The organism is Streptomyces sp. RKAG337 (assembly GCF_023701715.1).
Lineage (GTDB): Bacteria > Actinomycetota > Actinomycetes > Streptomycetales > Streptomycetaceae > Actinacidiphila.
The window spans coordinates 1-20,146 of the sequence record NZ_JAJOZA010000001.1; the positions used below are offsets into that span (position 1 = coordinate 1).

The window sequence follows — 20,146 nt, forward strand, 5'->3', positions numbered from 1 at the left end:
GACCCGGAGCTGCTGGACATCGAGCGGCACCGCGCGGAGGCGGAGCGGCGCACCCGGGCCACGGAACAGAACCAGACACTGCGGAAGGGGCAGTCGCGCCCCGGAGCGGGCGGGGTATGACGCAGGCGCCGCCGTCGTGCCCGGGCCGACGGTGGGCGGTTCGCCGGCGCCGCACTGCGCAGCGGTGAGCCGTTCACCGTGCTGTACGGCCCCGGGTCAGCGACGTCTTCGTCAACAGCGCCTACCTGGTGTGCGACCTGGAACAGACCCTGTGGCAACTGCTGCGGGCCGAAGGGTACGAGCGGATCGCCTTCTGCTCCCTGCAGCACCCGGTGTACTTCCTGGACGCCAGGTCCCGCGACCTGTCGGTCCGGGGCGGCGGCACGGGACGGCGGCCGGCGCGGCGGTCCCGGGACCATGCGCACGCCGGGGATGCGGGTCCGATGGGCAATCTGGTGGTGCCGGCTTCCGCGCCCCGCACCGAACCGCGAGCCCGGGCACCGCTCCCGGCTCGGGCGCAGCCCCGCCCCGCCCCCGGCGGCCCGGCGGACGGGACGCCGGTGGCACCGGCGCCGGGCTGGAGCGACCCGTTCGGGGTGATGACTCCTCGGCTATCTCCAGCGGGCACGGCCCGGACCGCGGTGGTGTTTCCTTCGCCGAGGAACTTCTGGAACACACCGAGGCGGCCCGCCCGCTGGCGAGCGCGATGGCCCAGTGGGCTCAGCACGGCGACGACGGCAACCTGTGGGTGATGGTCTTCCGGAAACCGTCGCTGGAGGACGTGGCGCAGTACGTGGAGGCACGCCGGCACTTCCCCTTCTGGAGACGTTCGTCCGCGGCCAGGCCGCGCTGTCGGGCCGGCCCGGAACGGTGCGGATCGATCACCCGCAGGGGCGGGCTGGAACGGCTGATCCATGTGGCCCGGCTGCGGTGGGGGCTGCGGATCGAGGACTGGCGGGAGCTGGACTCGATCGTCAAGGCGCTGGCGACCCACCCGCGCAGCACCCGCACCTGGCGGGGTCGCTGCGGCAGCTGACCAACCCGCCGGAGCGCGCGCTGAACGGCGCCGTGGTGCGCGACATCCTCGGTGGCGGCGCCGTCACCGACCACCGGGACCCGTGGGAACGCCTGAACGCACTCCAGGGCATGGACGTGATCCGCAACCACTTCGAGCAGCTGCGCGGAGTGGTCGAGGCGATGGAGGAGCTGGGGGCCGGCCGCCCGGCCGGCTTCGAACCGCCCTCCCTGCACCTGGTGTTCACCGGCAACCCGGGTACCGGAAAGACGACGGTGGCCAAGCTGGTCGGCGAGATCTACCGCGATCTCGGGCTGCTGAGCCGGGGCCATGTCGTGGAGGCCAAGCTGCCGGACCTGGTGGCCGGCTTGGTCGGCCAGACGGCCGGGCTGACCGATGCGACGGTCGACCGGGCGCTGGACGGGGTGCTGTTCATCGACGAGGCGTACGGCTCAGCGATCAGCAGGACGGTTTCGGGAGCGAGGCCATCCAGGTGCTGCTGCGGCGGATGGAGGACGACCGGGCACGGCTGGTCGTGGTGGTGGCCGGCTATCCGGACAAGATGGCCGAGTTCCTCGCCGCGAACCCCGGGCTGGCCAGCCGGTTCCCCGCGGACAACGTGCTCAGGTTCCCCGACTACCCGGCGGAGGTCCTGGCGGACATCGCGCTGCGGCGGCTGGCCGGCCACGGCGCCCGCGCGGCCGAGCGGACCGAGGCGCAACTACGGCAGATCGTCGACCGGTTGCACGAGACGCGCGACGAGTCCTTCGGCAACGCGCGGGACATGCGCACCCTCGCCGACGCCGTCTTCACGCGGTGGGCGGCCCGGGTCCGCCGGCGGGTCACGGAGCCGGTGCTGCCCGAGGACATCCCCGAGCGCTACGGCGACTACCTGGACCGCCGCACCCGACCCGGCGGCGCTGCTGGCCGGACTCGACGCCTACGTCGGCCTCGGCCCGGTCCGCGAGGTGCTGACCAGCCTCACCAACCGGCTGCGGCTGCGGCAGGCCAGGGGGCAGAGCGGGTTCGCGGCGCCGCACCTGCTGTTCACCGGGCCCCGGGGACCGGCAAGACGACGGTGGCCCGGATGGTCGGGACGCTCTTCCGCGACCTGGGCCTGCTGCGCAAGGGCCATGTGGTGGAGGCCGGCCGGGCGACCCTGGTCGGCTCGTACCTCGGGCAGACCGCACCGATGGTGCAACAGGCCGTACAGGACGCGCTCGACGGCGTGCTGTTCATCGATGAGGCGTACAGCCTGGTCCAGGACAGCCAGTACGGGGGTACGGGGCCGAGGCGCTCGACACATTGACTCTGGAGATGGAGAAGTGGCGGGGCCGGCTGGTGGTGATCGCGGCCGGCTACCCACGGGAGATGGACGCGTTCCTGGCCGGCAACCCCGGGCTGCCGTCGCGGTTCGCCGAACGGGTGCCGTTCCCGCACTACGCGATCAAGGACCTGGTGGAGATCCTGAGCCGGATGGCCGCCGCCGACGGCTGCACCCTGGGGCCCGGTGTGCCCGAGCGGGCCGCCGCCTGGCTGGAGGACTCCCAGCGGACCGATCCCAGGGGCTTCGGCAACGCGCGGACGGTCCGGAAGTTGCTGGAGACCATGGAGGGGCGGATGGCCGACCGCTTCGTGCGCGGCGGCGGAGAGTTCGCGAAGCCCGACGACCCCGCACGGCACGCACCCGGCCCGGCCGCCCCTCCGAATTCCTCCCGGCCGACGTCCCGGACCCGCCGGGCCGCACGCACCCGGGCAGCCGATGAGCGGGCGGCCCGGCCCGCCGCCGGCACCCGCGCAGCCGGCGGTCCGGCGCCTCAGCCGGTGCGCTGCACCATGAACCGCCCGTCCCGGTCCTGGAGCTCCCGCTCCGCCAGCACCCGGGTCAGCGCGTCGTCCGCCGCACGCAGCCGCCGCTCGATGTCGGCGGCGGCGGTCTCCACCTCGCCAGTGAGATCTGCTGCTCCTCGGTGGCGGTCCCGGCGGCGCGCCCTGCGGCGTCTGCAACGCGCGCGCCAGATCCCGGTCGGCGGCGTACCGCCGCAAGGACGCGAGCTGCCCGCCGCGTTCGCTGCGGATACGCTCCGACCGGTCCTGGTACGCGGCGAGTTCGGCGGCGCTCGCGGCGTGCTCACGCTCCTGGGCGGCCAGCGCCCGCTGGGCGTCGGCGGCCCGCTCCAGCACCTGCCGGGTCTGGGGCGAGCGCGGCCAGCTGGTCGTCGGAGAGCCGGACCAGCGCGTCGCTGCTGGTCCACAGCGCCTCGTCGACGCCGCTGTCCCGGCCCCGCTCCGCCAGCCGCCGGGCGATGACCTCCTGCTGCTCCTGGAGCGCGTCCAGGGCGAGCACCAGCCGTTCCAGCCGCCGCAGTTCGTCGACCTGGCGGCGCAGCCCCTCGTGGGCGGCCAGCCGGTCCCGCAACGCCTCTTCGGTGGCGGCGAGCTTCTCCAGGGCGGCCCGTTCGCCGTCGACCCGTTCGCTGAGATCGGTGAGCTCCCGCATCAGCTCCTCGGTGCGGCTGCCGGGCCCCTGGCCGGGTGCGGCCACGGCCAGCAGCCCGGCCATGGCCTCGGCCAGCCCGCGGCTCTCCTCCAGCGCATCGTCGAGCGCGAACAGCGCGACGAGGGCGCGGCTGCCCGCGGCGCCGCCGTCCACATCCCAGTGCCGCGGCGGACCAGCGCAGTGCCCGGCCGAGGACCCGCAGCGCGGCCTCCGGCTCGCCCACCGCGGTGTCCGCCAGCGTGGCGATCTCCTGCCTGGCGTCGCCCACGTCGGCCACCGTCCCCCGTCGACCGCTCGGCGGGCCGTCTTCTGGGCCGCGCCGCAAGACGGTCATCGTATCGCCGCAAACCCGCGCCGATCCGGCGTTCGGGCTATTACGATCACCGGCAGGGGAGTTCCAACATCCTTGATTCACAAGGCACTTGGGGGCCAATGAGTGAGATCGTGCGTTTCGAGGGTCCGGACGGCACGTCGTTGCAGGTCGAGGTGGCCGATGACGCGCCGGGACTGGAGCGGATCTCCCGGGAGCCGGGCGGAGTGGTGCGGGCCGGGCAGCGGCTGGAGGACGCCCTCGACCATGCCCGGCCGGCACTCCGGTCGGTGATCGACTCGGTACGGGCTGGGACCGGACTCGTACGAGATCGAGTTCGGGATGAAGTTCAACGCGGAGTCCGGCATGGTGATCGCGAAGAGCGCGATCGAGGGCCACTTCACGGTGAAGGTGCACTGGAGCCGGCCCGCCGCCGGCGGCACGGCCTGAGTCCGGTGGCCCGGACCGGGAGCGGCCGCCCTGGCTGGTCAGCGTGCGCCGGTCGGCGACCGGGGACCCGGTCGGCGCCGGCCTGCTGGTGACGCCGCGGCATGTGCTGACCTGCGCCCATGTGGTGCGGTCGGGCCGGGCCCCGGGTGTTCCGGCGGAGCCGGTGTTCGTCCGCTTCCAGTTCGCGTCCGCACGACCCCTTGCCGCGACCGTGGTGGCCGACGGCTGGCACCCGGACGCCGGCGACGAGACCGGCGATGTGGCGGTGCTCGAACTCGGCGCGCCGGCGCCTCCGGAGGCGCTGCCGGCCCGCTGCGGACCACCGGCACCGGCACCTGGGACCACCGTTTCCGGGCGTACGGCTACCCGGCGGAACACCGCGCCAGGGCGTGCCGGTGCGTGGCGAGATCATCGGGCACGCCGGCGACGAGTGGCTCCAGGTGGAAGCCGGACCGCACGCCGGCTGGGGGCTCGAGCAGGGCTTCTCCGGCTCGCCGTGTGGGACGTCAACCTCCAGGGCGTGGTCGGGATGCTGGTGCCCGCGACAAGGTGGTCGCGGTGGACGGCGCACCGCGTACGCCGGTCCGGGTCGAGACGGTGGCCCGGTACTGGCCCGGCCTCGCCCCGTACATCAGGGACACCACCACACCGAGCTGCGCGACCGGCTGGAGAGCCTGCTGTGGCTGCCGCTGCCGGGGACGGCGCGATCCCCCGGGTGGACGAGGTGGATCCGCACGACATCGGGGTCTCCCGCTCCAAGTACAGCGACCTGCGGGACGGCGCGCCCTACGTGTCCGCGCCCCAGGACGACCAGCTGGACGCGTACCTCGCCGAGGAGCGGTTCGTGGTGCTGGCCGGCCGGTCCAAGGCGGGCAGTCCCGCACCCTGTACGAGGCGTTGCTGCGGACGATGCCCGGCGCCCGGCTGATCGTGCGCGCCCGGACGGCCCGGACCGGCGCGTGCTGGACGATCTCAGCCGGCTGCTGCCGCTGCCCACGGCTCGACCCGTGGTGGTCTGGCTGGACGACCTGCACCGCTTCCTGCGGCCGGGGGCCTGGACCTGCAGATTCTCGAACGGTTCACCCGCCAGCGGGGTTCACGGTGGTGGCGACCATCCCGGCCAAGCACCGGGCCGCCCTCACCGGCATGGAGAACGATGTCGGCCGCACCACCCGAACCGTCCTGGCCAAGGCGCGGACCGTGGAACTGCCGTCGCTGCTGAGCACGGAGGACGCGGAGCTGGCCAGGGAGCTGTACCCCGGGAGGACTTCGACGTCCGCGGCATCGGTGAACTCATGGTCGCCGCACCCGGTTGGAGCAGCGCTTCAACGACGGCGCGGACAGCGACCCGGCAGCTGGGCACTGGCGCGGGCGCCACGACTGGCTGCGGATGGGCCTGGCCGAGGGCGTCCCCGAGGAGCGTTGCGGGAACTGTTCGACGCCTACCTCTTCGCCTACCACCCGGAACTCGACGCCGACGACGCCGGGTACCGGACCGCGCTGGCCTGGGCCGGCAGCCGGTGGCCGGCAGCATGCACTGGTCCAGCAGGTGCCGGGGCCGGACGGCGCCCCGGGCATACGCCGCGACCCCGTACATGGCGGAGTACCTGGACACCCGCGACGACGACCCGTCGGCCGCGGTGCCGCGGTTCGCCTGGCAGTACCTCACCGACAGCCGGCCGCCGGCGAGCTGCTGGCGACCGGTACACCGCGTGATCCGCGACGAGACGGAGATCGCGAGCAGACGCTGCTGCGGATCGTCGGGACGGCGTCCGAGGACCGGGACAACCCGGCCTGGGCGGCGCTGATGCTGGGCGAGATGTTCTGTACCTGGCCCGGTTCGGTCCGGCGGTGGAGCAGTTGGGCAGCGCGGTGGCCTCCGATGTGGAGAGCGTGGTGCCGCTGGCGCAGGTCGTACTGGCCGGGGCGCTGATGGTGACCGGCGACCGGGAGGGCCGGGAGCTGCTGGAGGCCGCGGTGGGCTCGCGCGATCCGCAGGTCTCCAGATGGCGCAGGTGGGTCTGGCCGGAGTGCTGGTCAGACAGGGGAGAGCGACCGGGGCGGAGCGGCTGCTGGAGGCGGTGCTCGCCGCGGGGACACCGAGGTGACGCCGTTGGCGCAGGCCCAGTTGGTCAAGGCTCTCACGCTCAGCGACGGCGAACCGGCGGGCGTACGGCCGGCCGCAGGCCGGGCGCGGTGCGCGGCAAGTCCGGGTCGGGAGCCGCCCCGGGCATCGTCCGGGGCGGTCCGGCGGACCGGCCGAGCAGCCGTGGACCTTGTCCCGGGCGGTCGTGAGTCGATCGCCGGCAGATCACCGCGATGGCCCGCGCCAACCTCGGCGGTCTGCTGGTGAACCAGGGCAAGCTGGACCGTGCCGAGGAGCTGCTCCGTTCGGTGCTGGACAGCGGGCAGTTCCACGCGGTGCCGTTGGCCCAGGCCTGCCTGGGTGAACTCCTGATCGTGCGGGGGCGGTACGAGGAGGCCGAGACGCTGCTGCGGCGCTGATCCGCTCCGGCACCCACTGCTGACCCCGCTCGCCAAGGTCTTCCTGGCGATCACACTGCTGCACAGGAGCGCATCGACGAGGCGATGGAACTCTGCTGGAGGTGGCCGGCTCCGACAACCCCGACCAGTCGCGAGGGCGGCCTGCGCGCTCGGCGAGTGCTATTCCGCGCAGGGCGACGGTCCGCGGCCGTCGAGTGGCTGGAGCGGGCGATCGCCACCGGACACCCGGACTGGTCGGTGGCCGCCCTCGTCGACCTCGCCGACGTCGTCATCAGCCTGGCACGGCGCGGTGACGGGGACGGCGCCCAGGAGGGTGCCGGTGACAGCGCCGGGACGAACCGGATGGTGCGGAGCGGGCGGTGACCCTCCTGACCACCGCGATCGCCGCCGGCCACCCGGACCTGTCGCCGGGCGCCGCCGACATGCTCGGCGACTTCCTGTCCCAGAGGGCCGGTACGAGGAGGCGGAGGCCGCGTACCGGACCGCCATCGGCTCCGGGCACCAGCACTGGTCACCCATCGCCCGGATCGACCTCGGCCTGATGCTCAGGGCGCCGGGCAACGAGCCGGACCGGGTGGTGGAGGAGCTGACCGGTGCGGTGGACGCCGGCCACCCCGTCCAGTCGCCGCGCGCCGCCGACCTGCTCGGCGACTTCCTCGCCGGGGAGGGCGGTACGAGGAGGCGGAGGACGCGTACCGGACCGCCATCGACTCGGGGCACGAGCAAGTGGTCGCAGATCGGCCGGATGGACCTCGCCCTGATGCTCGCCGACCAGGGCGACCTGGCGCGCGCCGAGAGCCTGCTGCGGGTCGTCGCGGACTCCGACGACCCCACCGTCGCGACCTGGGCGGTCACCGTACTCGGCATGGTCCTGATCCAGAACGCGCAGCGGCCCGAGGGACTGGGCCACCTGCGGTCCGCGAGCGACGCGAACGTCGCCCCGGCTCGCAGATGGCCCGGTTCCAGCTGGCGAAGTGCTCGTCGAGGACGGCGACGCCGAGACCGCGGAGGAACTGCTGCGGTCCGTGGTGGACGACGAGCCCACCGACGTCACCGAAGTGGCCCGCGCCTACCTCGCGGTCCAGTTGCTGCGCGGCGGCGACGAGGAGGCGGCCGAGGAACTGCTGGCCGGGGTGGAGAACTCCGGTGACCAGGTGGCCATCGTCTCGCCTACCTCGGCACCGGCGAGTACCTGCTGGACACGGGCGAGGTGCAGGCGGCCGGTGAACTGCTGGCCGCCGCCATGGAGATCGCCGATGAGGAGACGCCCCCCGCGCCGCCGTACTGCTCGGCGTCGTACGCCGCTCGACCAACGACCTGGAGGAGGCCCGGCAGCTGCTCTCCGACGCCCTCGCTCCGGCGACACTTCGGTGGAGCCGATGGCCCGCCGCTACCTCGGCAGCACGTTGTTCCGGCTGCTCCAGTACGCCGAGGCGGAGCGGACGTTGCTGCCGCTGGGCACGTCGGACGACACCGAGCACCGGCCGCAGGCGCTGCTGCTGCTCGGCCAGGTGCTCACGGCCGCCGGCCGGCCGGAGGACGCCTACCCGTGGTTCGAGCAGGCCATCGAGTGCGGCGACCCCGAACGGAGGCCGTGGCCCGCTACGACTACGGCCGAGCTGCTGCTGAGCGGGGGCACCGTGACCGGGCCGAGGAGGTCTACACCCGCAGGTGGCCGAGGACCAGGAGGCGCCGGCCGACCTCACCGACCCCGCCGGCCTCGCCGCGCCGGCCGACACCCCGCGTCCCGCACCGGCGGCCCCCGGCGAGCCCGCGCCGAGGCACCGCACCCGCTGCCGGCCGTCGTGCTCGCGCTCCTCGGTGATGTGGCGGACGCCGAGGGTGCCCGGAGGAGGCCCGCTTCTGGTACCGGCTGGCTGGTCGGCCGGTACCGGAACCTGAGCCGGGGCCGGTGGGCGAAACTCACTGCGCCGCCGTCGCGGCGGGATGTCGACGCTCGCGGCTCTGCGGGCCGGCCAGAGCGAGGCGAGCAACGCCCCGGCCAGGCGATGAGCACGCCGAGCGCGAGGCGTCCCAGGGGAGGACCAACGTGTAGCCGCGACGGTCTCCTGGAGGGTGCGCCCGAGCGCCAGCCCAGGAAGACGCCCATGACCGTGCCGAGGGTCGCACCGAGTCCGCCGATGAGCAGGGCCTCCAGGCGGATCATCCGGGTCACCCCGGCGCGGTCCAGGCCGAGGGCGCGCAACGTGCCGATCTCCTTGCGGCGTTCGAGGACCGACATCGCGAGAGTGTTGGCGATGCCCAGTGCGGCGATCACCAGGGCCATGCTGAGCAGGGCGTAGAAGACGTTGAGTTGGTCGCCGATGGGGCCGCTGCCCTCGGCCCGGACGGCTGCTTGATCGAGGACGGCCAGGGCCGGGTTGTCGCCGAGGGGTGGGTGATGGTGCCGAGTGCGGCCCGGCCGGGTCCGCCGTCCGTGGCGACGAGGACCGCGGCGGTGTTCGGGGTGGAGTCGTAGCGGGCGACGAGGGAGTCCGGTGCGGTGATGCTGGGCAGCAGGTCGCTCTGCTCGTCCGCGTGGTAGACGGCGCCGATGGTGACGCTGCCGCGCTGGTCGTCCTGACGCTGGAGGGAAAGGGTCTGGCCACGTGCCAGCCGGCCTGCGCCGCCTTGAAGTCGGCACCGCGATCTGGCCCTTGGCGAGGCAGTCGAGAGAGCCTCGAGCACGTCGTACCGCAGCAGCCGGCCGATGGTGGCGGGGTCGACGCCGGTCAGCACGGAGGAGGTGCGTCCAGCCGGTATTGCGTCGACTGGTTGAGCGGGCTGACGACGGTGCCTGACAGTTTCCTGAGGGCGCCGTGGTGACGGGGGTCATCCGCATGGCGCCGTCGGCGGCTTCACCTGGTAGTCGGCGATGAAGTCGTGGGCGGTCGCGCGGTCGAGGTACTGGGTGGCGGAGGCGCGAGGACGGACAGGCCCGACGCGAGGGTGAGGGCGATGGCGAGTGCGGCGGCGGTGGCGCCGGTGCGGCGCGGGTCGCGCACCGTGTTGCGGGCCGCGAGGTCGCCGTGCACCGGCCGCAGACGCCTCAACAGCGGTTGAACCAGGCCCACGAACGGCCGGGACAGCAGCGGGATCAGGCCGATCGTCCCCGTCAGGGTCAGCGATGCGCCGAGTCCGATGACGGTCCGGGTGTCTTCTCCGTCGTGAGGGCCCGTACACCACGGCAGCGGTGCGGTGAGTGCCAGTGCGGCGCTGAGGCCGGTGCGCAGGGAGCCGGCGCGCGCGGGCGCCGTGGGCTCGGCGGCGCTGAGCGCGGCGACGGCGGGATGGCCATCGCCCGGCGGATCGGAAGCCAGGCGGCGACCATGGGCAGGAGGGTGCCGACCAGCAGGGCGATGATCACGGTGCCCGGGGTGAGGACCAGCGGGCCGGCCGGGGTGTCGGCGGGGGTGAAGAGCGTCTGGAGCAGAGCGGCGACCCCGGTGCCGGCGGCGAGTCGGCGGCCGAGGCGATCGCGCCGACGAGGAGGGACTCGGTCAGCAGGATGCGGCGCACCTGCCGGCGCGAGGCGCCGACGGCCCGCAGCAGGGCCAGCTCCCTGGTGCGCCGGGCGATCAGCATCGTGAAGGTGTTGGAGATGAGGAAGGTGGCGACGAACACGGCGACCGCGGCGAATCCCAGCAGGATCTGGCTCATCGTGCTGCTCGTGCTGGTCGCGAGGTTCGTCTTGATCCGGGCGAGTTGGCCCGGGTGACCGCGCCGGTGCCCTGGGGCAGCGCCGATTCGACGCGGCGCAGGAGCTCCTGCGGCTGTGTGCCGGGTGCGGCCGTGAGCTCGACGCTCCGGTAGCGGCCGGGCCGGAGGAAGAGCCGCTGGGCGGTGGCGTCGGTGAACAGCACCAGGCTGCTTCCGGTGGTGAGCCGCATCCCGTCGGTGCGGAAGACCCCGCTGAGGGTGTAGGACGCGGCGCCTTGTCAGTGCCCACGCGCACGGTGTCACCGACGGGTAGCCGCCCTGTGCGGCGCTGCTCTCGTCGAGGGCGATCGTGTCGTTGCCGGCCGGGCCGGAGCCCTGGGTGAAGCGGTAGGCAGGGTCCGTGCCGTCCGGTCCCGGGGCGAAGTTGGCGCCCTGGTGGGACTCGCCGTGACCGAGCGGGCGGCCGTCGCGGCCGGCGACGGCGGCGAAGCCGTCGACCCGGCCCGCGGCGACGGCGACGCCGGGGACTCGGCCAGGGTGGTCACGGCCTGGGCGTCGATGGCGCCCGGGCCGGGGCCGCCGCCGGGGGAGCCGTTGAGATCGACCTCGACGGCGATGCGCTCGTAGCCGTCGGTGGCCTGGGCGGTGGCGGCACGGTTCAGGCTGTCGCCGAAGACGAGGCTGCCGGTGATGAAGGTGACGCCGAGCATGACCGCGAACGCGGTCATCAGCAGGCGGGCCTTGTGCGCGGACACGTTGCGCAGGGCGGTTCGGAACATGGGTGCGGATCCTGAGTCAGGGGGCGGGCTCGGTGGATGCGAGCGGATGTCTGGTTCGGTGCCGGCGGGCGCCGCGGGTCAGCTCGTGCGCACGGGTCAGCTCGTGCGGGCGCGGGTGTCGAAGGCCTTCATCCGGTCCAGGACCCGGTCGGGGGTGGGCTGTGCCATCTCGTCGACCAGGCGGCCGTCGGAGAGGAAGACCACGCGGTCTGCGTAGCCGGCGGCGACGGGGTCGTGGGTGACCATGACCACGGTCCGGCCCAGCTCGCGCACCGAGTCGCGCAGGAAGCCGAGCACCTCGGCCCCGGCACGGGAGTCGAGGTTTCCGGTCGGCTCGTCACCGAAGATGATCCCGGGGCGGGAGACCAGCGCCGGGCCACCGCGACGCGCTGCTGCTGTCCGCCGGACAGCTCTCCGGGCCGGTGGTCGAGGCGCTGGGACAGGCCGACCATGGCGATCACACGGTCCAGCCACTGCCGGTCGGGCCGACGGCCGGCGATGGTCAGCGGCAGTGTGATGTTCTCCAGCGCGGTCAGCGTCGGCAGCAGGTTGAACGCCTGGAAGATGAAGCCGATCCGGTCGCGGCGCAGCTGGGTGAGCTGCCGGTCGTTGAGCGTGCTCAGTTCGGTGGTGCCGATGCGCACGGAGCCCGAGCTGAACGAGTCGAGCCCGGCGGCGCAGTGCATGAGCGTGGACTTGCCGCAGCCGGAGGGGCCAATGATCGCGGTGAACTCGCCCTCCCGGAACGCGATGCTGACATCGTCCAGGGCGACGACGCGGGTGTCGCCGCTGCCGTAGACCTTGGACAGGCCGGTGACGGCGGCCGCGGCTCCGGTCGTCCGGTGCGCGGTGCGAGCGTCAAGGGGTGCGGCGGTCACGGGGACTCCTCTTCGGTGCCGAATGGTGCGCTTCGAAGGGTGTCCGGGGTACGTATCGGGACCTGGACCGCCGTGTATCGGCGACCGCTCATCTGTGTATCAGTTCTGTAGGGCTGGGTGGTCGGGCGGGGCGGTCCGGCAGGGCGGTCGGGCCGGCACTTCAGGCCGGGCGGTCAGTCCGGCAGGCGCAGGGTGGCGACGGCGCCGCCGTCGGGGGCGTTGTCCAGGAGCAGCTGCGCGCCGAGGAGCCGGGCCTGGCCCAGGGCGATGGTCAGGCCCAGACCGTGGCCCGTGCCGCGCTCCGTCGCGCCTGTGTAGAACCGGCGCGGGCCGTCGCGCAGCAGGTCCGGGGGGAAGCCGGGGCCGTGGTCGCGCACGACGACCGTAGGGCCGTCGACGGTGACCTGTACCGGGGCGGCCCCGTGCCGGTGGGCGTTGCCGACAAGGTTGCTGATGATCCGTTCGAGTCGGCAAGGGTCGGTCTCCACGGTCTCCGTGGTCGGTCCGGTTTGCGCCTCGGCGACGGTGACCGCTGTGTCCAGGCCGGTGCGCGCCACGGCCTCGGAGACGACCGCGTCGAGCGGGACATGGGCGTGGACCGGTTGTTCGGCGCCGGCGTCCAGCCGGGAGATCTCCAGCAGGTCCTCGACCAGGCCGCGCAGGTCGCGCACCCGGGCCCGGAGCAGATCCTCCGTCTCGCCGGGCGGCAGCAGATCGGCGGTGGCCAGCAGACCGCCGACGGGGGTGCGCAGTTCGTGGGCCACGTCCGCGGTGAACCGGCGCTCGGTGCGCAGTTGCCGGCTGAGGCTGTCCGCCATGAGGTCGACGGTGCCGGCGATGTCGGCGACCTCGTCGCGGCCCTTGATGTGCCCGGTCCGGGCATCCAGGTCCCCGGCGGAGATCCGGCCCGCGGTCTCGGAGACCCGGCCCAGCCGGCGGCCGATCAGCCCGGCTCCGTAGACCGCAGGGGCGTGGCCGCCGCGAGGGCGATCAGCGACGCGACCGCCATGACCAGGTCGAGCCGGAACAGTTCGTGGCGCTCCGTGCTCATGTTGACCTGAAGGGCGAGCACCGGGCTGCCCGGGCCGTCGACCCGCTGCGCGGCCCAAACGCTGGGTCCCACATTGCCGTGGACGCTCCCGTCATAGGCGGTGTGGCGGTCATCGTCGGCCGGGTTCCGCAGCGCGTAGGGCAGTTCGGCCGGATCGAGCACGGCACCGCCGGTGAGGGTTCCGGTGCGCCGGTAGGTGTCCACTGCAGAGAACACACCGTTGGAGGCCCGCATTTCGGCTCTGCCCTGGATGTCCTGCGCGGTCCAGACGTGCACCAGCAGCCCGACCGCCACCGCGACCAGACAGGCCGTGGCCGCGGCCAGTGCGGCGATCTTCCAGCGCAGGGGCACACGGGCCGGACGCATGCGGTGGAACGGGTGCACCGGCCTCAACGCCTGAGCTTGTAGCCGAAGCCGCGGACCGTCTCGATCCTGTCCCGGCCCAGCTTCCTGCGCAGCCGCTGCACGCACAGGTCCACGACCCGGCTGTCGCCGTCCCAGCCGTACTCCCACACGTTCCGGAGCAGGGTGTGCCGCTGCAGCACGATGCCCGGGTGCGCGGCGAACTCCAGCAGCAGTTTCAGTTCGGTCGGGGTCAGCGCCACCTGGCTTCCCGCGACGAACACCTCCAGGCCGCCGGTGTCGATGGTCAGGTCCCGAGGACCAGCAGGTCCCCCTCGGAGGGGAGCGGCTCGTCGCCCGCGGTCTGCCCAGGTGCCGGGGCGGGCGGGTAGGTCGCCCGGCGCAGCAGCGAACGGATGCGTGCCACGAGTACGTAGCTGTCCACGGGTTTGACCACGTAGTCGTCCGCCCCGGCCTCCAGACCGGCGACGACGTCGAGTCCGTCGCCGCGGGCGGACATCATCAGCACCGGCACCAGGCTGGTCTCCCGGACCTTGCGGCACAGGCCGATGCCGTCCAGGCCGGGCAGCAGCACATCCAGGATCAGCAGGTCGAAGGTCTCGGCGCGGAAGACCTCCAGCCCCGTCAGCCCGTCGGCCGCGGCCCGCATCCGGTAGCCGTAGCGATCGAGGGCGACGGTGAACGACCGGCGCATCAGATCGTCGTCCTCCACCAGCAGCACGCGAGCGGGTCGCGGAGCGGCCGGGGCCGGGGTGGCGGGGGACACGGGCAGCTGACTCCTGTTCGGACGGCTCGGGCGGTTCGGATGGTTCGGAAGGTCGCGCGGCAGAGGTCCCGGGTGTTCTCACGCGGCCGGCGACCTGGAAGGAACGATATGCCAGACCCTCCGTGGCCCTCTTCGCCACGGCCCGGCGCCCCGATTCGATGGACAACGAAGCGCTCGCCGATACCCGCCCGATACAAAAGACGATGCGGTCGAAGGCGCCGGGCAGAAGCGGCAAACGCACACCCCGCCTACGCCGCGAGCGGCGGGATGTCAGTGGTGTCGGCGATGCTGGGAGGCTCACCACGTCTGCATGCGCATGAAGGAGCTTCCCGATGGCGATCCACGTTGCCAGCCGTCGCCGTGCCGTGGCCTCGTTGGCGGCTGCGTTTCCCGGCGCTGAGATCATTGATGTCACGTCCCGGGCGGTGGATCCGTGGGTGCGGCTGAGTCCGTTCTATCCGCATGGCGGCGTACCGGTCCCGTACGGCGAGGGTGAGACCGGCCAGTGCGTGGAGGGGATCTGGCAGGCGCTGAAGGTCTTCGAGCACGCCGATGTCGACCCGGCGAAGCTCGACGTCACTTCGATGAAGGGTCTCAAGCGGACCGTGCGCCGCTACGGGCCGGTCCGGGGCCACCGCACCGGGCTGCACGGCGAGGAGCTCCTGTCGTACGAGACGGCCCGACGCCGGATCTACCTGCCGGCCTACCGGTGGGTCCTCGACAACCGCGTCGCGGATCTGGTCGGGCAGCTGCGCGGGAAGGCCGAGGTAGTGCTCCTGGACTACACGACCAACGGTGACGTCGCCGATCTGGCCACCCCGCTTTCACATGCCGCGCTCCTTCAGCTGCACATCGAAGGCCGCTGGCCTGACGAGGCGTGAGCCCTGGACGTCAACGACGCGCGGGGCGCCAAGGTCTGTAGCGGGCAGGGCATCGTCGCGGACGTCATCCCGGACGTTGTCGCGGACATCATCGTCCAACCCGCCGGACCTGTGCGTTCACAGCACCCGCACCGGGATCAGTCCGGCCTCATCGGCGGATTCCCGCAACGCCTGGACAACGGCGGACACGACGGGATCCGGTCCCGAGCGGCGGAACAGCGCGGTGATCCTGCGGTGGCCGACGACCGGTACGGCGGGCACCGCGACCGCTGCCGGCGGTGTCGAACCGAGCGCCAGCGTCGGCACGACGGCCGCTCCCGCACCGGCTGCCACCATCGCCAGGACGGTGGGGAACTCCCTGCACAGGTGGTCGCGGCGCGCGGTGAAGCCGTTGTCGGCGCAGATCCGCAGGAGCGCCCGGCCGCAGGCGGTGTCGTCGGGGCTGGCGACCCAGGGGCGGCCGGCCAGGTCCCGGATCGAGGCCGGTCGCGGCCAGCTCGCGGGCGTGACCACGCGGTACTCGTCGTCGGCCACGGGGGAGGAGGCCAGGTCGTGCCCGTCGGAGGCTTCGGCACTCTCGCCGTCGTGTTCGGTGATGACCATGTCGCAACCGCCGGTGCGCAGTTCGCGGAGGGCCGCGGGGCCCTCCAGCTCGACCACCCGCGGTTCCAGCTCGGGATACGCCTCCACGATCGCGCTCAGTGCCGGCGCCACCAGGTGGCAGATCGCCGTGGAGAACGCGGCGATCGTGACCGGTCCGGCCACCCGGCCGCTGAGTTCCGTCAGTTCACGTCGCGCCTCGGTCAGCTCCTGCTCGATGCGTTCCGCGCGGGCGGCGAGCAGGTGTCCGGCCGGAGTGAGTCCGATTCTGCGCCGGGAGCGGTCCACCAGCGGCAGGCCCACCTCCCGCTCCAGCTGCGCGAGCTGCTGGGAGACGGCGGACGGGGACAGGTGCAGTAGCTGGGCCGCGTCCATGACACCCCCGCGCAGAGCGACCGCACGCAGGACGCGAAGCCGCCGGGGGTCGAGTTCCATAAGCAGAACTGTAGTGGCACTTCAGAAAATCGTGATTGAAATACAGCAGGGCTTCACTGATCATCGGAGCATGGAAACCAGTGAGGAATGGCGCGTCCAGTTCGACGCCGATGTCGTCTTCGCCAACGGCGGAGCCCTGCAGACCCAGGGGTTCCGGCTGGACGTGCCGGGTCCTGACATCAGTGACCAGGAGGTCGGGGAACTGCTCGTACGCCACCTCGGTCTGCTGATGGTCGGCGAGGTACGCATCAGCGAGCGGCAGCTGCTGCGCGAGCCCCACAAGGGATCGCGCGGCACCGCGGGGACCGCTCGTGCCGGGGGACGGACCGTGGACCTGAGCCATCCGATCCGTCAGGGCATGGTGACCCTTCCGGGGGTGCCCGGACCCGAGATCGGCGAGCACCTCTCCCGCGAGGCTTCTCGCGGCACCTATGCGCCGGGTACCGAGTTCTCCATCGGACACATCGCGATGGTGGCCAACACGGGTACGTACCTCGACGCTCCCTTCCACCGCTTCGCCGACGGGGACGACCTCGCCGCGCTGGCGCTGGAGCGGCTGACCGACCTGGACGGCGTGGTGGTCCGGGTGACGGGCACCGAGGGGCCCGAAGTCGACCGGTCGCTCCTGCTGCCGCACGACGTGGCCGGCAAGGCCGTGCTGATCCACACCGGCTGGGACCGGCACTGGGGCACCGAGCAGTACGGCGACGGTCACCCCTTCCTGACCGCCGAGGCGGCGGCCTGGCTCGCCGAGCAGCGGCCGGCCCTGGTGGGGATCGACTCACTCAACATCGACAGCACGACCGACGGGACCCGCCCCGCCCACACCCTGCTCCTCGCCGCGGGCATCCCCGTGGTCGAGCACCTGCGGGGGCTGGAGCAGCTGCCGCCCCACGGGTTCCGCTTCACCGCCGCACCGCCGGCGGTCGAGGGCCTGGGCACCTTCCCCGTACGGGCCTACGCGCTCGTGGACCAGGACCGGTAGTTCGATGGAGATGTTCCTGGCGGCCGTCGGCTGGGCGGGAGCGGCCTTCCTGCTGGCGGCCTACGCCCTGGTCTCGGCCGAACGGATCCGTGCCGGCGGCGTCGCCTTCCAGGTGCTCAACCTGTTCGGCGCCGCCGCCCTGACCGCCAACTCCGCGTATCACCGGGCGTGGCCCTCAGCGGTACTCAACATGGTCTGGATCGTCATCGGCACGGCCGCGATCACCACCCACGCCCGCACCCACGCCCCATTGCGGTAGGAGAAGACCCGGTTGGCGCGCGCCCCTCCTTCACCGGCTGCTCGTAGTGGACGACCGCATCATCACGGCGAAGCACGCGGGGAACGCGGTTTCCGCGCACGATCACCCTGCGCCGGCCCCTGCCGCCGCACCCCTGCGTCCGGGGATCCCTCAGGCGTCCAGCACGGCGCTGGTGACCTGGCCCTCCAGGCGGTCGACGGCCGGTGGGCCGGAGCCGCCGAGGGTGCGGATGGCCATGAAACGCGACGGCGCATGCCCGGTCATCGCTTTGAACTCGCGGTTGAAGTGCGCCTGGTCGTAGAAGCGGCATTCCATCGCGACATCGGCCGAGCTCCTCCCCTCGGCCATCATCGTCAGGGCCTGCCGCAGACGCAGCACCCGGCCCGCGCCTTTGGGGGAGAGCCCGATCTGCTCCAGGAATCGGCGTTCCAGGTGGCGCTCGCTCCATCCGGTCGAGGTCGCCAACTCCCGGACGGGCATCGTGCCCCCACTGGCCCGTAACTGATCCCAGGCGTGGATCGTGCGCGGGCAGGGCGTTGCGCCCGTCTCGGTCCAGAGGCGCAGTGCCGTGTCCAGCAGCGCGAAGCGCTCCGGCCATCCCGGCGTCTCGGCCAGAGCATCCGACAGGATCTGGCACCGCGCGCCGATCACCGGGTCGGCCGGCGCCATGGCGTCGGCCAGCTCGCGCATGGGCGTGTCGAACAGGCGGAACGCGGCCCAGGGCTGGAGCGCGACCTCCATGCCGTGCAGCCGGCCGGAGTGTTCACCGATCGAGGGACGGGTGAGCATGCCGGCCACCACCGGTGCCGACGAGGACGCCAGGACGCGCCCGCTGGAGGCACAGGTCACCCGCAGCGGCCGGCCGAAGTTGAAGACGACGGTGACGGACCCGGAGGGTAGCTCCAGCCGGCGTCTGGATCCGCCGAGATCCATGCGGAAGCCGCGATATTGCAGCACCCCTGGTCGCAGTGCGGGATGCGGTAGCTGCCGAGCCACCTCCCACGTTCCGGCCGGACATTTTCGATGCCACACCCTGATTCCCCCATTCGTCGTCGACGGATCCCGTCGACCCCTCCCGGCGGTCAAGGGTCTCGCGTCGGGGGCCTGATGAACAGACCGCATCGGCCGGGAGTATTCGGTTATCCGACAACTCCTCATCTGCATACCCCTATCCGACCCCAGCGAATAAGTAAAGAGAATCGGCGCCAGGTCGGATTTTACAAGAAGCGCGTCGCCGACTGCGAGAGATTGATCGGGCACCGCCGAGCAGAGAGACGAAGCAACGCCCTCGATTCTTCTCCTGGGAATTGCGAATTGTTGTCGCACGGACTGTTGGTCGCAGTCCATCGGCAATGGCTCTCACGCTGGGAAACCGTCGTATCCAAAGAGAGGCACCATCATGAGCAACGTCAAGTCCTGGACTGTCCGCACCCTGGTCGGCGGCGCCTTCGCCGGCGCTCTGGCGCTGGCCACCGTCGCCCCGGCGAGCGCGACGGTCTACGAGTACTCGGGACACTCGGGCTCCCACACCTACGGCTCGACGAGCGTGGTGTGGACGTCCAGCAACAGCAACAAGAAGATCAACATGGTGGTCAACGGCAGCGGGTCCGGGATGGTGCGTGCCCAGTGCACGCGGGCCAACGGCGGAACCAAGTGGTACCAGTCCACGATCGAGGCGTCCCACGGCGGCAACTCGCACTACGACTGCGGCAACAACAGCACCTACGACCACGCGCTCGCCGGCTACGGCATCGACCTGTAGCAGCCGCTTTCCCGGGGTCCGCACCCAGGACTCCAGGTCAGCACGACAACCGATCACGGCGTGAGGGAGAACAGAAATGCAGCGCAAAGTCCTGGTCCTCCCGGTCGCCCTGGCGGTTGCTGCGGCCGTCGGGGTTGTGTCCTCGTGCACGAGTTCCGCAGGACACAACCCCGCCTCCGCACTCACCGCAGCTCAACACGCACGTGCGGACCGCCTCGTCCTCATACTGGCCGGCCTCCTCCCGAATGCGGAAGACAATGCATTCGATCTGGAAAAGGCCGCGGACTCAGAACGCAGAGTGGCCTCATGCATGACCGGGGCCGGTTTCTCCTACACGGCGAAGAACCCGCACAGCCTCGTCGACACGGACGACAACACCGACTTCGCCAGCGCGTCGTACGCAAGGACGCACGGGTTCGGCATATCGGCATGGCCGGCCTTCACGCCGGACAGGACCAACGCACAATACGCGAGCAGTCTGTCGACGGCCGATCAGAAGAAATTCGGCGACACCCTCTCGTCCTGCTCCGAGCACGCGGAGGAGCAGTCCCGGCGGGAGTTCGGCGTGGAGTTCGCCAACAGCCGCTTCGACAGGATCGACGGCTCGGTTCGATCCAGCGCCGCATACAGACAAGCCGCCGACGAATGGCGCACGTGTGCCGGTCGTGCCGGGTACGTGAGCCAGGACAGAACCTCCCTGATCGCCGCTCTGCACTCCCGGTACGACACGCTCATCACCCGCATCACGGGCACCGCCGAACTCACCCCGGCACAGACGGAACAGCGGGCGCAGTCGGACCCGCTCTACCGTGGTTTCCAGCAGGAGGAGATCCGCGCCGCCGTGGCGACGTTCCCCTGCTCGCAGAAACTGGACGCGACCTACCGTGATGCCTTCCGGACGGCAATGAAGAACATCCCGTAGCCCGGCCGCTCACGACGACCGAGCG

The 20,146-nt window shown here is 72.2% G+C and carries 24 protein-coding genes and 6 pseudogenes; 14 read left to right on the forward strand and 16 right to left on the reverse strand.

From position 1 onward, the window contains the following. The first annotated feature begins 706 nt into the window (after positions 1-706). The 4 genes and pseudogenes from LNW73_RS00005 to LNW73_RS36175 form a co-directional block, all read left to right on the forward strand. Positions 707-1,036, forward strand: coding sequence for a hypothetical protein (locus LNW73_RS00005; RefSeq protein ID WP_250988335.1), 330 nt, complete (start codon positions 707-709; stop codon positions 1,034-1,036). 161 nt (positions 1,037-1,197) lie between these two features. Beyond that, a pseudogene (locus tag LNW73_RS00010) lies at positions 1,198-1,422 on the forward strand (AAA family ATPase); the annotation flags it as partial. 101 nt (positions 1,423-1,523) lie between these two features. Continuing rightward, complete coding sequence (locus LNW73_RS00015; RefSeq protein ID WP_250988336.1) at positions 1,524-2,324, forward strand: AAA family ATPase; 801 nt, start codon at positions 1,524-1,526, stop codon at positions 2,322-2,324. Between the two features lie 167 nt (positions 2,325-2,491). After that, positions 2,492-2,602, forward strand: a pseudogene (locus LNW73_RS36175) (hypothetical protein); the annotation flags it as partial. A gap of 230 nt (positions 2,603-2,832) precedes the next feature. Here LNW73_RS36175 and LNW73_RS36180 read toward each other — a convergent pair. Together LNW73_RS36180 and LNW73_RS36185 are read right to left on the reverse strand one after the other, a co-directional pair. Then, the gene (locus LNW73_RS36180; protein ID WP_308407809.1) at positions 2,833-2,958 is read right to left on the reverse strand and encodes a hypothetical protein; all 126 of its coding nucleotides are present in this window, start codon (positions 2,956-2,958) and stop codon (positions 2,833-2,835) included. Between the two features lie 188 nt (positions 2,959-3,146). Next, the gene (locus tag LNW73_RS36185) at positions 3,147-3,668 is read right to left on the reverse strand and encodes a hypothetical protein (RefSeq protein WP_250988337.1); all 522 of its coding nucleotides are present in this window, start codon (positions 3,666-3,668) and stop codon (positions 3,147-3,149) included. A 499-nt stretch (positions 3,669-4,167) separates the two neighbouring features. On the opposite strand from LNW73_RS36185, the gene LNW73_RS00035 reads away from it, so the two are divergent. The 5 genes and pseudogenes from LNW73_RS00035 (at position 4,168) to LNW73_RS00055 (ending at position 7,143) form a co-directional block, all read left to right on the forward strand. Beyond that, positions 4,168-4,275, forward strand: coding sequence for a hypothetical protein (locus LNW73_RS00035; protein ID WP_250988338.1), 108 nt, complete (start codon positions 4,168-4,170; stop codon positions 4,273-4,275). Between the two features lie 34 nt (positions 4,276-4,309). Beyond that, positions 4,310-4,642, forward strand: a pseudogene (locus tag LNW73_RS36575) (trypsin-like peptidase domain-containing protein); the annotation flags it as partial. Between the two features lie 312 nt (positions 4,643-4,954). Then, the gene (locus tag LNW73_RS36195) at positions 4,955-5,203 is read left to right on the forward strand and encodes a hypothetical protein (RefSeq protein ID WP_250993133.1); all 249 of its coding nucleotides are present in this window, start codon (positions 4,955-4,957) and stop codon (positions 5,201-5,203) included. Between the two features lie 1,391 nt (positions 5,204-6,594). Continuing rightward, positions 6,595-6,780: a tetratricopeptide repeat protein gene (locus LNW73_RS00050; RefSeq protein ID WP_250988339.1), complete on the forward strand. Its 186-nt coding sequence runs from the start codon at positions 6,595-6,597 to the stop codon at positions 6,778-6,780. Between the two features lie 156 nt (positions 6,781-6,936). Beyond that, a complete protein-coding gene (locus LNW73_RS00055) occupies positions 6,937-7,143 on the forward strand; it encodes a hypothetical protein (RefSeq protein WP_250988340.1) in 207 nt (68 codons plus the stop codon). Between the two features lie 148 nt (positions 7,144-7,291). Here the strand turns inward: LNW73_RS00055 and LNW73_RS00060 are convergent, their stop codons facing one another. The 12 genes and pseudogenes from LNW73_RS00060 to LNW73_RS00100 all read right to left on the reverse strand — a co-directional run bounded on the left by LNW73_RS00060 (position 7,292) and on the right by LNW73_RS00100 (position 14,205). Further along, positions 7,292-7,690 (reverse strand): hypothetical protein, encoded by a 399-nt coding sequence (locus LNW73_RS00060; protein ID WP_250988341.1) that lies wholly within the window; start codon positions 7,688-7,690, stop codon positions 7,292-7,294. Between the two features lie 792 nt (positions 7,691-8,482). Continuing rightward, positions 8,483-9,067, reverse strand: a complete 585-nt coding sequence (locus tag LNW73_RS36580; RefSeq protein WP_374118018.1) for an ABC transporter permease — start codon at positions 9,065-9,067, stop codon at positions 8,483-8,485. Continuing rightward, positions 9,055-9,519, reverse strand: coding sequence for a hypothetical protein (locus LNW73_RS00065; RefSeq protein ID WP_250988342.1), 465 nt, complete (start codon positions 9,517-9,519; stop codon positions 9,055-9,057). Before LNW73_RS00065 ends, LNW73_RS36580 begins: the two co-directional genes overlap by 13 nt. Positions 9,520-9,638: 119 nt before the next feature. Next, positions 9,639-9,815, reverse strand: coding sequence for a hypothetical protein (locus LNW73_RS00070; RefSeq protein WP_250988343.1), 177 nt, complete (start codon positions 9,813-9,815; stop codon positions 9,639-9,641). Positions 9,816-10,143: 328 nt separating this feature from the next. After that, positions 10,144-10,440 carry an ABC transporter permease gene (locus LNW73_RS00075; RefSeq protein WP_250988344.1) on the reverse strand — a complete coding sequence of 99 codons (297 nt, stop codon included), beginning with the start codon at positions 10,438-10,440 and terminating at the stop codon, positions 10,144-10,146. Then, positions 10,437-10,670: a hypothetical protein gene (locus LNW73_RS00080; protein ID WP_250988345.1), complete on the reverse strand. Its 234-nt coding sequence runs from the start codon at positions 10,668-10,670 to the stop codon at positions 10,437-10,439. The genes LNW73_RS00075 and LNW73_RS00080 overlap by 4 nt, the downstream gene beginning before the upstream one ends. A gap of 69 nt (positions 10,671-10,739) precedes the next feature. Then, a complete protein-coding gene (locus LNW73_RS00085) occupies positions 10,740-11,219 on the reverse strand; it encodes a hypothetical protein (RefSeq protein WP_250988346.1) in 480 nt (159 codons plus the stop codon). A gap of 96 nt (positions 11,220-11,315) precedes the next feature. Beyond that, positions 11,316-12,097: pseudogene (locus LNW73_RS00090) on the reverse strand (ABC transporter ATP-binding protein). Between the two features lie 173 nt (positions 12,098-12,270). Then, the gene (locus tag LNW73_RS36200; protein ID WP_308407771.1) at positions 12,271-12,915 is read right to left on the reverse strand and encodes a sensor histidine kinase; all 645 of its coding nucleotides are present in this window, start codon (positions 12,913-12,915) and stop codon (positions 12,271-12,273) included. Positions 12,916-12,957: 42 nt separating this feature from the next. After that, positions 12,958-13,044, reverse strand: a pseudogene (locus LNW73_RS36205) (hypothetical protein); the annotation flags it as partial. Continuing rightward, the gene (locus LNW73_RS36210) at positions 13,041-13,514 is read right to left on the reverse strand and encodes a hypothetical protein (protein ID WP_308407621.1); all 474 of its coding nucleotides are present in this window, start codon (positions 13,512-13,514) and stop codon (positions 13,041-13,043) included. The pseudogene LNW73_RS36205 and the gene LNW73_RS36210, both read right to left, overlap by 4 nt. 23 nt (positions 13,515-13,537) lie before the next feature. Continuing rightward, a pseudogene (locus LNW73_RS00100) lies at positions 13,538-14,205 on the reverse strand (response regulator transcription factor). 404 nt (positions 14,206-14,609) lie between these two features. Here LNW73_RS00100 and LNW73_RS00105 point away from each other — a divergent pair. Then, the gene (locus LNW73_RS00105; RefSeq protein ID WP_250988347.1) at positions 14,610-15,158 is read left to right on the forward strand and encodes a DUF6939 family protein; all 549 of its coding nucleotides are present in this window, start codon (positions 14,610-14,612) and stop codon (positions 15,156-15,158) included. Positions 15,159-15,275: 117 nt separating this feature from the next. Here the strand turns inward: LNW73_RS00105 and LNW73_RS00110 are convergent, their stop codons facing one another. Beyond that, positions 15,276-16,193, reverse strand: a complete 918-nt coding sequence (locus LNW73_RS00110) for a LysR family transcriptional regulator (RefSeq protein WP_250988348.1) — start codon at positions 16,191-16,193, stop codon at positions 15,276-15,278. 70 nt (positions 16,194-16,263) lie between these two features. On the opposite strand from LNW73_RS00110, the gene LNW73_RS00115 reads away from it, so the two are divergent. Together LNW73_RS00115 and LNW73_RS00120 are read left to right on the forward strand one after the other, a co-directional pair. Further along, complete coding sequence (locus LNW73_RS00115; RefSeq protein ID WP_250988349.1) at positions 16,264-17,178, forward strand: cyclase family protein; 915 nt, start codon at positions 16,264-16,266, stop codon at positions 17,176-17,178. A gap of 4 nt (positions 17,179-17,182) precedes the next feature. After that, entirely contained in the window at positions 17,183-17,437 is a 255-nt protein-coding gene (locus LNW73_RS00120) for a CBU_0592 family membrane protein (protein WP_250988350.1), read from the forward strand. A gap of 150 nt (positions 17,438-17,587) precedes the next feature. Here LNW73_RS00120 and LNW73_RS00125 read toward each other — a convergent pair whose 3' ends face one another. Further along, the gene (locus LNW73_RS00125) at positions 17,588-18,469 is read right to left on the reverse strand and encodes a helix-turn-helix domain-containing protein (protein ID WP_308407772.1); all 882 of its coding nucleotides are present in this window, start codon (positions 18,467-18,469) and stop codon (positions 17,588-17,590) included. Positions 18,470-18,836: 367 nt separating this feature from the next. Here LNW73_RS00125 and LNW73_RS00130 point away from each other — a divergent pair, with 367 nt between their 5' ends. After that, on the forward strand, positions 18,837-19,199 hold the full coding sequence (locus LNW73_RS00130; RefSeq protein ID WP_250973771.1) for a hypothetical protein: 363 nt from the start codon (positions 18,837-18,839) through the stop codon (positions 19,197-19,199). Between the two features lie 76 nt (positions 19,200-19,275). Beyond that, entirely contained in the window at positions 19,276-20,121 is an 846-nt protein-coding gene (locus tag LNW73_RS00135) for a hypothetical protein (protein ID WP_250988352.1), read from the forward strand. The last annotated feature ends 25 nt before the right edge of the window (positions 20,122-20,146 follow it).

Coding starts and splice junctions, on each gene's coding strand:
- LNW73_RS00085 (WP_250988346.1), bottom strand. CDS start 11,219: ATGTTCCGAACCGCCCTGCGCAACGTGTCCGCGCACAAGGCCCGCCTG.
- LNW73_RS36580 (WP_374118018.1), bottom strand. CDS start 9,067: ATGGCCCTGGTGATCGCCGCACTGGGCATCGCCAACACTCTCGCGATG.
- LNW73_RS00050 (WP_250988339.1), top strand. CDS start 6,595: ATGGCCCGCGCCAACCTCGGCGGTCTGCTGGTGAACCAGGGCAAGCTG.
- LNW73_RS00130 (WP_250973771.1), top strand. CDS start 18,837: ATGAGCAACGTCAAGTCCTGGACTGTCCGCACCCTGGTCGGCGGCGCC.
- LNW73_RS00115 (WP_250988349.1), top strand. CDS start 16,264: ATGGAAACCAGTGAGGAATGGCGCGTCCAGTTCGACGCCGATGTCGTC.
- LNW73_RS00075 (WP_250988344.1), bottom strand. CDS start 10,440: ATGAGCCAGATCCTGCTGGGATTCGCCGCGGTCGCCGTGTTCGTCGCC.
- LNW73_RS36200 (WP_308407771.1), bottom strand. CDS start 12,915: ATGGCGGACAGCCTCAGCCGGCAACTGCGCACCGAGCGCCGGTTCACC.
- LNW73_RS00080 (WP_250988345.1), bottom strand. CDS start 10,670: ATGCGGCTCACCACCGGAAGCAGCCTGGTGCTGTTCACCGACGCCACC.
- LNW73_RS00015 (WP_250988336.1), top strand. CDS start 1,524: ATGGAGGACGACCGGGCACGGCTGGTCGTGGTGGTGGCCGGCTATCCG.
- LNW73_RS00005 (WP_250988335.1), top strand. CDS start 707: ATGGCCCAGTGGGCTCAGCACGGCGACGACGGCAACCTGTGGGTGATG.
- LNW73_RS36210 (WP_308407621.1), bottom strand. CDS start 13,514: ATGCGTCCGGCCCGTGTGCCCCTGCGCTGGAAGATCGCCGCACTGGCC.
- LNW73_RS00120 (WP_250988350.1), top strand. CDS start 17,183: ATGGAGATGTTCCTGGCGGCCGTCGGCTGGGCGGGAGCGGCCTTCCTG.
- LNW73_RS00110 (WP_250988348.1), bottom strand. CDS start 16,193: ATGGAACTCGACCCCCGGCGGCTTCGCGTCCTGCGTGCGGTCGCTCTG.
- LNW73_RS00135 (WP_250988352.1), top strand. CDS start 19,276: ATGCAGCGCAAAGTCCTGGTCCTCCCGGTCGCCCTGGCGGTTGCTGCG.
- LNW73_RS00105 (WP_250988347.1), top strand. CDS start 14,610: ATGGCGATCCACGTTGCCAGCCGTCGCCGTGCCGTGGCCTCGTTGGCG.
- LNW73_RS00035 (WP_250988338.1), top strand. CDS start 4,168: ATGAAGTTCAACGCGGAGTCCGGCATGGTGATCGCGAAGAGCGCGATC.